This is a genomic window from Glaciimonas sp. Gout2 (genome assembly GCF_035018905.1).
Taxonomy (GTDB): domain Bacteria; phylum Pseudomonadota; class Gammaproteobacteria; order Burkholderiales; family Burkholderiaceae_D; genus Glaciimonas.
The window spans coordinates 1-240 of the sequence record NZ_JASJXA010000155.1; the positions used below are offsets into that span (position 1 = coordinate 1).

The window sequence follows — 240 nt, forward strand, 5'->3', positions numbered from 1 at the left end:
TACGCTCAAACATGTCTTCCAACAATTCCCGACTGACAGCTGAAATACTTGGCAGCGTCCATGACGGAGTACGTCAACTTCAACAGCAACTTCAAGAACAACGTCAAAGGTGGCTGCGCCTGCAACGTCAAGAACAACGTCAAAGGTGGCTGCGCCTGCAACTTCAAGAACAACGTCAAAGGTGGCTGCACCTGCAACTTCAAGAACAACGTCAAAGGTGGCTGCGCCTGCAACTTCAAG

At 50.4% G+C, this 240-nt stretch carries 1 protein-coding gene; it reads right to left on the reverse strand.

Going from position 1 to position 240, the window contains the following annotated elements; all coding sequences use genetic code 11:
* Window positions 1-5 precede the first annotated feature (5 nt).
* A partial coding sequence (locus QN379_RS23570; protein WP_323507785.1) for a hypothetical protein occupies window positions 6-240 on the reverse strand: 235 nt, incomplete at its 5' end.